This window comes from Paradesertivirga mongoliensis, from assembly GCF_024436395.1.
GTDB lineage: Bacteria > Bacteroidota > Bacteroidia > Sphingobacteriales > Sphingobacteriaceae > Paradesertivirga > Paradesertivirga mongoliensis.
Map to the genome: position 1 here is coordinate 163,041 of NZ_JAFMZO010000001.1, position 13,323 is coordinate 176,363.

At 44.1% G+C, this 13,323-nt stretch carries 5 protein-coding genes; all 5 read right to left on the bottom strand.

The annotated features are described in order from the left end of the window. Positions 1–8 precede the first annotated feature (8 nt). On the bottom strand, positions 9–4,472 hold the full coding sequence (locus tag J3P43_RS00510; protein ID WP_255897799.1) for a hybrid sensor histidine kinase/response regulator transcription factor: 4,464 nt from the start codon (positions 4,470–4,472) through the stop codon (positions 9–11). Positions 4,473–4,577: 105 nt separating this feature from the next. Continuing rightward, the gene (locus J3P43_RS00515) at positions 4,578–5,999 is read right to left on the bottom strand and encodes a glycoside hydrolase family 28 protein (protein WP_255897800.1); all 1,422 of its coding nucleotides are present in this window, start codon (positions 5,997–5,999) and stop codon (positions 4,578–4,580) included. Positions 6,000–6,374: 375 nt separating this feature from the next. Beyond that, positions 6,375–9,239 (bottom strand): glycoside hydrolase family 2 protein, encoded by a 2,865-nt coding sequence (locus J3P43_RS00520; RefSeq protein ID WP_255897801.1) that lies wholly within the window; start codon positions 9,237–9,239, stop codon positions 6,375–6,377. A gap of 108 nt (positions 9,240–9,347) precedes the next feature. Next, entirely contained in the window at positions 9,348–10,358 is a 1,011-nt protein-coding gene (locus tag J3P43_RS00525) for a family 43 glycosylhydrolase (protein WP_255897802.1), read from the bottom strand. Position 10,359: 1 nt separating this feature from the next. Then, the gene (locus tag J3P43_RS00530) at positions 10,360–13,284 is read right to left on the bottom strand and encodes a glycosyl hydrolase 115 family protein (RefSeq protein WP_255897803.1); all 2,925 of its coding nucleotides are present in this window, start codon (positions 13,282–13,284) and stop codon (positions 10,360–10,362) included. Positions 13,285–13,323: the final 39 nt, after the last annotated feature.

Sequence of the window (13,323 nt, forward strand, 5' to 3'; positions counted from 1 at the left end):
TATAAAAACTATTCGACGTGCGACTTAATGCCTTTATCTTTTTGATTCCTCAGATATTCTGACGGAGACAGTTTATATTTCTCCTTAAAGCAGGTGCCAAAGTACCCCAGGCTACTGAAACCCGTCATGTAGGCAATCTCCGAAATGGTGTACTCGCCCGAGTCGAGCAATTGCTTTCCGCGTTTTAACCGGATATCCCTTACAAACTCGATTGGAGCGAAACCTGTAAGACTTTTCAATTTTTTGTAAAAAGTGGTCCGCCCCACGCCTACTGAATCTGCCACACTCTCAATGTTAAATTTTGCATCCTCCATTCCCGCCTCAACTATCTTGATCACGTCTTTCAAAAATTGCTCATCTCTCGACGTGATCAGTACTTCGTCAGGTTTCAGCTGAACTACTCTCTTATCCGGATCGAGTATGGATTCAAATATCTTTTTGCGTTGCTTAATCAGGTTATCAACCGATGCAAGAATATGATCGGTATGAAATGGCTTGGTGATATAGAAATCGGCGCCATATTTCAACGCTTCTATCTGGCTTTCTACAGATGCTTTCGCTGTCAGTAAAATCACCGGAATATGGCTCGTTGCCTCTGTATTTTTAAGTTGATCGAGCATTTGAATACCGTCCATATTGGGCATCATCACATCACTCACAATGATATCTGGTAAATGGGCAGAAGCAACATTTAAGCCCTCTGCACCGTCTCCAGCTTCCAGAACCCGATAATATCCTGATAATTGAGAAGCCAGGAACTTTCTCAGCTCCGAATTATCTTCCACTAATAAAACAACCTGCTGCGCCGCACTTTGAATGCCCTTCTCTACCGGGATGATGTGAGTATCTGCTTCGCTTTCTGCATAACCTGCATTCACAAAGTCCAGCGGTTTCTCAGAGTTCACAAAGTCCACTTCATTGTTCTTGAAATGTTCTCTTCCGGTTTTAAGCTTTATGGTAAAAATCATTCCACCTTCGGGATTATTGCTGGCAGAAATATTTCCATGGTGCGCTTCGATGAGCTCTTTGGATAAGGCCAGTCCGATACCCGTTCCTTTTAAATTGTTTTCGCTCGACTTATCACCTTCATAATACAATTCAAAGATCTGCGGAAGCTTGTGTTTAGGGATGCCATATCCTTGATCGGTAATGGTAATAGTAAAATATTCGTCGCCAGGTCTGTGATTTATATCAATTTGTATGGCTTTATGCGGCGGACTGAACTTAAAGGCATTTGAAAGTAAATTGTAGATCACAATATCTATCTTTTCCTCATCGATCCAAACGCTTAGCTGTTCGACATTCGAATTTACCTCCAGGGCTATATTCTTTTCATGCGCCAAACCAATAAAATATTGGCTGATCTCACGCAGCAAACCAACCATTTCTGTCTCGGATACCTTGAGCCGCATTTTACCGCTTTGGGCCTTTCTGAAGTCAAGCAGCTGATTAATGAGCCTGATCATCCGATTCGCATTTCTGTTAACGATACTTATATTTTCTCTGCCTTTTGCCGAAATCTGCTCTGTCCTGGTAATTTCCTCGAGCGGACTTACAATAAGCGTAAGAGGCGTACGGAGTTCATGTGAGATATTGGTAAAAAACTGCAATTTTAAATCAGTAAGCCGGTGTTCAACCGCAACATTGTTGCGCAACCTGATCATAGTTAGAATAATTCGCCGGGCTACCTCTATCAGAATTACAGCGAGCAGCACATAGGCCATGTACGCCCAAACTGTTAACCATGGCGGCGGAAGCACGGTAATCTTTATGCTTTTGGTGGGAACATTATTAAACAGCTCATTATTTGTGCTTTTTACAATAAATTCATAGTTGCCTGGCGGAAGATTTGTGTAAGTAGCTTTGCGCTGATTCTTAACATAATGCCATCCTTTGTCATATCCTTTCAAGAAATAAGCATACATTATTTTATGACCGGCCCTGTAATCCAGTACAGTGTAATCAATGCTGATAACATCTTCGTCATAGTCAAGCGTAATCTTTCTGGTATTATTGATAGAGAAACTCAATGGTGATCCGGTGCTGCCCGGGATGATATCCTCATTATACAATTGAATATTGGTTAAGGCCATGTTAGCATGCAGGCGCTTACTCGATATCCTTGCGGGATCGAAAGAAATATAACCGGTGGTACATCCAAAAAACAGATGGCCCGAACGAGACCGGAAACAAGTAGCTTCAGAGAACCCCGCATTCGGCAGACCATCGTAAGTATCATAGTTTTTAAAGGTTGAGGATGACTGGTCAAATTGCGATAAACCATTTTTTGTAGCCAGCCACAAATTGCCTTTGTTGTCGTCAACCATACTCAGGATAATATCATTGGGCAATCCCTCGTCCCTGGTATAAATGCGAAAGTTCAATTTATTTGCTCCTGCCACAGACACCACCTTGTTCAAACCGCCACCAAAGGTTCCAACCCACATTTGCCCCCGTCGGTCGCGATGAATATACTGCACATCGTTATTACCCAAACTCGTCCGGTCGCCGGGGATTTTATTGTGCTTCGAGAATCTCAGATCGTCTGTATTGCCGGCATCAGGATTAAACAATACTAAGCCATCGGTTGAAGCCACCCAGATCTTTCCGTCGGGGCCCAATTGCAAATGGCGAATTACATTACAGGTAGCGGGATAATTTTTAAAGGAGTTAGCCGTGTTTTTGAACCATATCTTCCCCTCGGTTTTCATTACCAGATTTAATCCGCCCCCAAGTGTTCCAACCCATATTCTTCCAGCCCGATCTTCCAATACAGAGTAAACCTGATTACTGCTTAAACCGGCTTTATCAGCAGGATTAAACACATACTTTTCGAGCCGGTACTGCGATCGCTCCTTATCGAGAGGCGTTGCGGTGACCAGGCCATTACCTTTGGTTCCAAGCCATATTGTGCCGTCACGGCTTTCCATTATCGAGTAGACACTTCCGATCTCCAGATTATCACCGTTCTCAAAAACGTCGCTTTGAAGCACACCCTTTTTAAATATGTACAGTTTTCCGGCTTTGGTTCCGGCCCAAAGCTTACCACTCTTGTCTTCTAACAGTGCCCGAACCTCATTGTCGGATCGGCTTGAGGTATTTGCAACCAAAAGTTGGTGGTTAAAAGCTTTAGGAGGAAAAATAATCTTATTCAACCCACCATCGTTAGCGCTTAACCATAAAATCCCGGTCGGATCGGCATAGAGAGCGGTTACAATATTCGAAAACCGGTTCTGTACAGAACCGGGCTGATTATAGAAATACTCTATTTCATCCGCAGAAGGATTATAATACCCAAAGCCGCCACCTTTAAGACTGGCCCACAGCACGCCATTTATTTCAAATACATTATAATTTTTATTCGGACTACTAACATTAGCGTCTTTCTGCTGATTAAAAACTTTAAAAGTGCCCTTAACAGGATTGTATTTTATGATACCATTACGCTCCGGTTCTATCCACACCTGACCCAACTTATCTTCAAACAGGGATAGAAAAGCGTCTGTTCCGGGGAGGGCCGTAAACTTAGCAGACGAGTTCTGCGGGTTGTAGGTTATTATTCCTTTCCCGGTAGTCGAAATGTAAAGTTCGCCCTTACGGGATGCACAAATGGAATTTAACCGGGTACCTTTTGATAAAGTAATGACGGAAAAACTACCGCTGCGATTGTCAACGGCTATGAGCTGGCCGGTTGCGGTGCCGAAATATAATTTGTTGCCGAGCTCTACGGCAGAGGTGAAAGAAAACGCCGGCAATTTTCTTTTCAATAGTAAAGGTTGGTAGCGGCCGTTCTTTCTCACCAGACAAGTCACACCCGTTGTGGTTCCGATCCAGGCCCGCTGTTGGCGGTCTTCAAATAAAAAGTTTATATCGTTCCCGGCTATCCTGAAGTCTCCGGAAAGGTTTTTAGCAAACCTGGACAGGCGAGGCACAGGAGATGTGTGGTCGTACATCGCGCAAAGCAGACCCTGGTTTTCAGTAAGTAACCAGGTATCGCCGGTACTGGCAGGAACAATTCTGTCGATGATCAGGTTGCTAAACTCTTTGGCCCGTCCGGGAACGGAGACGAACTCTTCTTTTCTTTTATCAAAACGGTACACCAGGTTATCGTAGGTTTTAACCCAGAGGTATCCACGCTTATCTTCAATAATGGTTCTGATTTTATTGTTTTTGAGATTTGAGCTGTCGCCCGGCAGAGATTTATAAGATGTAAACGAATGCCCGTCGAACCTGTTAATTCCATCCCAGGTACCAAACCACATAAAACCCTCCCGATCTTTCGTGATGCATAATACGCCATCATGCGATAAGCCATCTTCGGTCGAATAACGGGTAAAATTAGCTTTAAGTTGAGTGTAGCCGGGATGCGACAAAGCTTCCAGGATTAAAAACACAATCAGATACTTCCCGAACAATCTCAGCAACTCTTCTCTTCCCAAATAAGTGTTAGTACAGATAACCCTGATCAACATATCTGTGAATGATTATTCTTAATTACACCAAATCTTAAGCTATTCCAATGTATCGCCCGGCCAGTCATTTCCCGTGTTGGGCATTAAATATACAACAATTAAACGTTAGGGATTCACATTTTGAGACTGCAAAACCTGTACTTTGCTATTGTCTTTGGCTTGGATAGAAACATTTGTGAACGACCATCCATTAGCGTTTTTTATCGACCCAGCGTTATTTGCTTTTATATCAACGTTAGTAAAATTGAAATTCCTTAAGGGTTCCTGGTCTAATCCATCAGCAAAAATAGCTTTCCGGGCGCCATCCACCGTTATATTTGAGATGTATACATCCTTGAAACGAGGAACCCCTCTTTCCGGAGAAACCGGCTGAAGCATTTTCTTCCAGTGTTCAGGGACGGTATTAATGTCATAGCCAGCCGGCAGCGTTGAATAACTGTACGAGGGATTCCAATTAGGTGTAATTTCTAAAGCAGTTCCTACATTGGTCATTTTTAAATTGTCGATATAGATATCTTCAATAGTCCCGCCCCGGTTGGTAGCCGATTTAAAGCGGATCCCTACGCCTGTTCCGTTGGCTGTTAAATTTTTGGCAAGGATATGGCGCATACCGCCAGAAGTTTCACTTCCGAAAGTAATTAAGCCTCCCCCTTTTCGCGAGATACAGTCGCGAATCACGATATACTCTGCCGGGCGGTTAACACGTAGTCCGTCCCAATCACGACCGGCCTTGATACAGAAATTGTCGTCATTACAGTCGATGTCTGAGTTTTTTACCAGGATCCATGAAGAAGAATCAATGTCTACGCCATCGGTACTCGGGCCGTGGCCGCCAATATTGTTCTGTATCACAATTCCGTCTACGGTAACGTATTTTGAATACAATACATGCACCGTCCAAAAGCCGGCTTGCTGAAAAGTTAAGCCTTTTACCAGGATATTTTCAGAATCCGACACCAGTAAAGTCCGGGGACGTTTAGCGTCGTAATCTACAATCCAACGCAGTTTTTTAGCTTCGTAATCCTTCCTCAAAGCCCAATAAGCATCCCAAAACGGCTTTCCCTGGGCGTTTACTATTCCTTCACCGCTTACTCCTGCATTTTCCTGCTTTATGATATTGATAAGCGCCGCGGGCCACTTCATTTCGATACCAGCAACCCGGGTGTCGATATCAGGGTAATCTTTGAGATTCTGGCTTCCTAAAATTTCGACACCTTTATCTATCTGAAGGAACACATCTTCCTTGACAAATAATGATCCCGTAAGGTATTTGCCGGGAGCAAACACTATCTTGCCACCACCTTTCTTCGCGCAAGCGTCGATAGCTTTTTGAATGGCAATGGTGTTCAGCGTTCTGCCGTCGCTTACAGCGCCGTAATCTTTTACATGGAACACTCGTTTTTTAATCTTCAACTTCCTTACCCCAACTTTCGAAGCCCATGCCGGATCTGCCGCTTCCGCCTGCGCGATGGCAACGATCTGCACTATAAAAAACAGTAGGAGGAATTTCTTTACTAAGGGTGCCATATTGTGTGGTGTATTCTATATAACGCTCAATCTGCTTCTTTAAGATCTGAAAATCAATTCCAGATCTGCGGAGATTTATCCGTTCCCAAGATTAAAAAAAAATCGGGGATGTACTGTCATGCATCCCCCCGATAAAAGACGGCATTGGGTAATATGTTGGTTACTGTTGCGTAGGGCGCTTAAGACATTGAGCTGCGAGTATTGACCCAGTTGGCTAGGCACCCGCTATACTTCCCTCCCCTGGTCTCGTCTGTGAAACACTGACCTAGAGGAAGAATAACCAAACTCCAGGTGGTCTGTAAGACATAGCCTATGGGAGAGCAGATGTTGTATGATAAAAGGCAACAGCGTTCGAAATGCTGTCTGCCTTCGCCTTTAATCCGTCAATATATTCTCTTTCGGCATCACAAACTGCTTGTTCTCATCGCTTGGCTTTGGTATTCCAAAGTAGAACAACAGGGTCCGCTTTTTCGAACCGCTTAAGTGATTTGGCTCCCCTAATGGTCCCAGGTTTCGGGCATTCGGGCTGATTCCCAATGCCAGCTTACTTCCCATGGCAGGGATGGCGTCAAGGAATGAGATGTCGCCTGCGGGAAGTCCTGGATACGAGGTCGGGCCTGATAAACCATAGAATTCGAACAACCTAACAAACATATCGTTGTCTGGCGTGGCAACAGTGAACTTCCCTTGTACGGTATTCATCTCAATCCACACTATTTCAGAAAAATAACCCTTAAATTCCGGATAGATCCAGGGTGCACTTCCTGTTTTTGTATCGTTGTACCTATTTTCCCAAACATTCAAGGTGGCACCGTGCAAGCGATTCTTCCAAACTCTGCTCGGTCCTTTACCTAACCATTTAGCTCCCAAGACATAGTTTTCGGGATAATCGAAGCTTACTCCGGCAAACTGATAATCTCCGTTAAGGGCATACTCATATGTCATCTCAAGCCATCCGTTAGGATTCATCTTCCAGCGAACATATTTCATATCGCCCGAATAAGCAGATTCAACCACATGGCTATTACCATCTTTGAAGTGCTTTAAGCCAGTGAAGGTAGCGTTACCACTCACCAGAACAGGACCATTTTTGAAAGCAAGGGCCATGCTGGCATCGTTGGCGAGGCTTACTATTTTCCCGGTTTTCTTGCTAAGATTTACTGTAATTCCAGCTGCCTTCAACGTTATGAGGCTATCGTTTTCTGTAGCTGTTACAGATTCGCTGCCCGTAACTGAAAGAGCTTTTTGCAATAATTGGGTATTGCTCTTTGCCTTCCAAACCCAACGATAAACTTCATTTTTATGAGGGTCGTATGCTGATAAGGCTACAGCATCGTAGTTCCTCCAATCGGCTGGCAGATTTAAACTGATGGAACCTTTTGCAACCGGAGCTATAGAAGGGGCTGTTGCATTGCCCTGCTTCACAGAAATATAGCCTCCGCCGGCCTGGTTCTGGTTCTTAAAGTTCAGAAGTTCCCACTTAAAGCTGCACTGATTTAGATTAGTATAGTGATACCTGTTCTCCACAGGCAATGAACCGTTGAAATTATCCAAATCCTTTACCTCTATCCTGATTGGTGAGAATATTTCGCGGATCGCATAGAAGCTTCCCTCCTTCTGGCGGTGCGGACCAACAATCCCATCGGGAGCATTGACACCGTTTACATCAATAATATTATTTTGATCTGTACGAACAATGCCTTCATCCGCTAAATCCCAGATAAAACCACCGCCGCCTTTTGGTGCATTCCAATGCAGGTTCCACATGTCGTAAAGTGAAGCAGCAGCTCCCCCATCGTCCTGAGCATGCAGAAACTCGGTAACCATATAGATATTGGTATCAGCCAGAATTTTTTGCGTGCTGTAATAATCTTCGTAATGGTTTGCATCAATACCATTAAAGGCATTACCGGGACGATGATGACCGTGTATCACCGGGCGATTGGATAAATCGTACATTCCATAATGGCTGTCTAATGCGAAGTTATGACCACCCTCATTACCATTGCTCCAGAAAATAATGGAAGGATGGTTGGCATCACGGATCACCATTTCTTTTACCAGAGGCGCACCTGCTTTTGTGCTGTAAGCTTTTTGCCATCCCGCCAATTCATCGAGCACGTATAAGCCTAATGAATCGCAGGCATTAAGGAAAGCTTTATCAGGAGGATAATGCGAACAGCGAACCGCATTCATGTTCATTTCCTTGATTAACTTCACATCGGCCACATCTATCTTGGCATTAACCGAACGGCCGGTTTCTGGCCACCAAACATGGCGGTTAACCCCTTTCATTTTGATCTTGGTTCCGTTCACATAAATACCATCCTGCTTTCTAATCTCGATGGTTCTGAAACCAAACTTTTCGGAAGTGCGGTAAACGTTTTTTCCTGCGTTTTTGATGTAAATGTTTGTCTGATATCGGTTAGGCGTTTCTGCTGTCCACAATAATGGATTTGACACTGATGTTCTCAACTGAACCATTGTATCCCTTGATGCGGTTTTTCCCCTTGCTGTGGCAATAACTCTTCCTTTCGAATCGATGATATCTGCAACGATATCCCTGCCAGCCTGTGCATTTTTGAGATGTACATTCATTCTGAATGACCCGTCGGCCTTGGCATCGATAGATGTCCATGAAATGTGTTCCTTTGGAACTGCTTCAAGATAAACCGGACGGAAAATACCTCCAAAGACCCAATAATCTGCCAGGCGCTCTGCGTTGTTTACAGAATTGTCGGCCGACATTTTACTTACTACAGCTTCGAGCTGGTTAGATTTTCCATATTTCAGCTTATCGCTGATATTGTATTTAAACCGGTAGAACGACCCCTGATGGATTGGCCCGGCTGATTTACCGTTTATTTTTAATTCGGTATCCGTCATCGAGCCTTCAAACACGATGAAAACATCTTTGCCCTGCCAGCTGGCAGGCACATTAAAGCCGTGCCGGTAGATTCCTTTTTCGTCCGCAAAGCGGAAGTTCTTTCCATAGGTTACATAGTCGCGACCATAGTTATACTCGCCGAAGCCGTGTTGTTCCCAATGTGATGGAACCGGAATTTTCGACCACACGGCACTCTTACGACCGCCGGTTACCCAAAAATCCCAATTAACGGTATTTTCATTGTCCTTCCCCGAAAGGTATTGTATCTGCTTTGACGTTCCAGGCTGCGCCAGCACCTGAACCGCAGCAAAAAGTGCGAACCCGATGGTGAAAATCCCCTTTTTTATTTTCATACTTTATAATTTGACGTATTGTGTGCTACTTATTTATCCTGTTTCTCAAATATTGTTTCTTGACTCTTTATCTCTTATTTCTTCCTCTTGGCTTCTTAAATCTAAACCCTATCTCCCCTTTAACTTAATATACACCGGCTTATCGCGGTCTGCTGTAATTATTCCATCCTTATATTCCAGCTCGGCAACCTGGATCAAACTTCGGCGGGTTTCGGTGCCATCCGGCAAGCCTTTGGCTGTCCTGCCGGGATGAGTGAAATAAAATACGTAAGCCCTGTCGCCGTTGACCACTACATCTGCATGTCCACCAATAGCCTGGTCTTCCGGACCTTTACCCGGCTTTTCCAGGATACGATCGGGCTGCTTTTTCCAATCCGTTAAATCGTCTGAATAATAGAGTCCCATTCCGGCCCAGTTATCAACAAGCATCCAATATTTATTTTTCCAGCGAAAAATCGTAGGGCCTTCGCCTCCTCTGTCGCCTATTGCTTTTCCTTTCAGTTCCCAGGTTTCTAGATCTTTGCTGTCGGCGTAGTAGATAGATTTTCCGTCGCGTTCATTATTATACCAAAGTCTCCAGGTACCATCGGGCATTCTGAACACATCTGCATCGATCACCTTATTATTGATAAGTCTCAGCGTTGATTTATAATCCCAGTTCAGAAGGTCTTTACTGGTTAAATGAAGAATTTCCCGGGGATGATTCCAATCGGTAAAGATCCCGGGAACATAAGTAAGATACATATGATACAAACCCTCATGTTCAAAAACATCGGGCGCCCAATGGGTATAATCTTTGGTAGGCCTGAAGTTAATATTAGCCGTGTCTCTGTATTTCCATTCCGACCCGTCTTTTGATTCTGCTATTCCTATTCTGGTACCATGCACCCAGGTAACCCCGGTTTCGTTTGCTGCATTTGCTCGGCGGTTGGTGTAAAACATAAACCATTTCTTCTCCTTCTTATTCCATACAATTACCGGGTCGGCTGCACCGTCATAAATCGGGTCTCGAAACAAGGGCTTATCCGCCAGTCTACCTTTTTCCTTCTGGGCAAATAGCCCGGTGGGTATAGTCAGCACTAAAGCGAAAAGAAGGAAGAGCGGCGTCAGTTTCTTCATTTTATTTTTTTGTTTCGGCTACTGTGCTATAGGCTTTTTTAAATCCCCCCAGGTCAATAATAATTCTGTCCAGAACTACTCCCGGGTCGATCATATATACTTTGAGCGTATGCTTACCGGGGCTTATAGCTTCTGTTTTGATTGACCGGATCGCACTATTTCTCAGCACATTCTGTTTCCATTCTTCGCTGCGCCCGACTGTGGTAAAATCTACTATTTTGATTGGGCCATTGTCTATTGACACAGCATAACGCATCTTATAATCTGTATTAATAGGATGAGTAGGCAGGGTATATACGTACAGCTGGGGCGTAGCAGGACTTAAAGCGTAGAAATCATACTCTACAAATGGCGCAGTACTTTTCAGATCTTCCGGGTTTTGAAGAGCCGGAATAATTACGCCTTCAAGCGGCGAAGCCATCAGGGCCTTATCTGTATGACCCAAACCATCAACTGCTGTCCAGCTAAGATTTTGCTTTTTGCTTTCGCGACTGAAATTTGAGGCATGCATGGAAACATAGCCATTGTCCTCTACAAAACCTTTAAAACTTGCTAGTTGAGAAGGGATAGAATTATTCGCACCAACATTAACTTCAAGCGTTTTACCGTCAGCGCTGAAGCTGATTTTTCCATTCTGTCTTCCGCTTCTCGGAATTTTGGTCCAATCAACGCTTACCCAAAGTCTGGCTTCACGCTTGCCGGTTTGCGGATTCAAGGTTCCTGACGATTGAGAAAGCTTTATCCAGTCGTCTTTTTGCGCGGTCCAGTTCAGTGTTTTATCATCACTGAGGAAGATATCAATAAAATATTTCTTATCGCTAAGGCGATTAAAAGCCGGCAATGAAAACGCAGAACCATTCCCGGTAAGCGAAGAGTCTTTAGTGACGAAGCCCTCCGGAGCGATGCCCCAAACCTGATTCTTATCGACGAATAATTCTGGCAAAACAGGCTCTTTGTACACTGGTAAATCCCTCGGCTCCATTGACATCATATGCTTCCACTTACCGCCTGCAAGCTGATTGTTATAGTACTCGGTTTCCTTAACAATATCGTCGTACGCTTGCTTAGACCAGGCGGCGTAATCGGACGCACTGGCACGGTTTTGTTTCGCATAAAGGAATGCTTTATCCCTGTAAAGGAACTTTTTATTCATCAGCGAAGCACCTACCACAGGGTAATAAACCAGCTGATAAAAGGCGTCTGCATCTTTTGAACTTATTTGCGGCCGTAAAGAACTTACCTCTGATACCAGCTGATTATAGCTGTCAATCCGGCGTTGTGCCTCATCGCCATAAAAGAAGTGGTTATAATCTGAATATTTGGTTTGAGTAGTTGGCTCTGTCTGGCTCCAGCCCATAAATTCGGGACGGCGTTCAAAGGCAAGTTGATAGTATTTCCACAGAATGTCTGCTACTTTATCCGCTTTGTCGGCGCCGAAAACCTCGCCTGCCCAGTTTTTTAAATGACTTCTGGTATAAGAGCTGTTCTTAAAGGGCTCCGCCTGGTAAGCCATATCCATAAACATTTGGATATTATATTCGAGCGGCTTAATATCGCCCACATTAAGTACCCATAAACGATCCGATTTAGTTTCGTAAGCTTTCATCATTTCCTCTCTCAAGAGGCCTGGATGTGTGGAACTTAGCCACAGATAGTCGTGCGGGCGCCCCCAGTAAGAAGCATGATAGTATACCCCTGATCCTCCCGAACGCTTATTTTCTTTTTCGCTGTTTAGCCGGTGGATATAACCATAATTATCGTCTGGCCATACAACAGTAATGTCATCAGCCAGCTTAATATTCTTATTGTAAATATCGAGCACCTCTTTGTAAACGGTAAAAGCCTGTGGTATAGAAGCTACATTTGCGTTGATATGCTTTTTCAGCATGCCCCTTTGTTCATCGATAATTCTTTCGAGCAATGGAACGGCTTCCTGTATGCTTTTAACTCCCTCCATGCCGCTATCATGTACACCACGCATACCAAGGGTGTAGATAGCGTCATTACCTTTGCTTTCTTTCACCCGGCTTTCCCAATAGTTATATATTTTTTCCTTATTGGTGATATAATTGAAAGCGCCCATTGATTTGTCCCATTCGCCAACATTGTTTCTAAGCATGGGTTCGGCATGAGATGAGCCCACAACAATGGCATAATCAGCTGCTACTTTCGGGTTACCCGCATAATGATAAAATGCTTTAGTGCTGGGATGCATGGCCGGCCATATCAGGTTTGCCTTAAGACGAAGGAGCAATTCAAAGATCTTAGCGTAGGTTTTCGGACCGATATCGCCGGTTTTCGGCTCAAAGGTTTTTGCCGCCCATGGCTGTAGTCCCCAATCTTCATCATTTAAGAATATGCCTCTGAACTTTACCGAGGGTTGTTTCGAAACATAGCTACCTTTAATGTAAATCTCCTTTTGTTGTTTGGGGTTTACATCGGCCCACCAATAAAAGGGCGAAACACCGATAAGTTTCGACAGCTCAAATACGCCAAAAGCAGTACCCCGGGGATCGCTGCCTGCTATTACTAAAGCCTGTTTCACATTAGGTGCAGGGTTATTAAGCAAGGAGATGCTAAAGGTTTCCCATTTCCCTTTGATGTTATCCACCCGGAGCTTTTTCGAAGATATCAGTTTGTCTATCCGGGGAGATTTTCCAATAGTTCCTATCCACACCTGAATGGAAGAAGTACTGGTTCGCGTACTAATCCCCGTAACCAACTTGATATCATCTTTAAGCGCTTGCGCAGCGATACGCACCACTTCAGCATCCGAGGCATCGCTTAAGACCTGAGAGACCGCCCCACTTGCTGCAACCAGGGGGAAGGCACCCACCAGAGCTTTATTTGAAATCTGAATCTGCCCATTTACAGTCAGGCAAATACAACTAAAAATTATAATAAGACTTAGCTTTTGTTTCTTCATCCTTCATTAAACATTAACGCCGCATACACTCTTTTATGT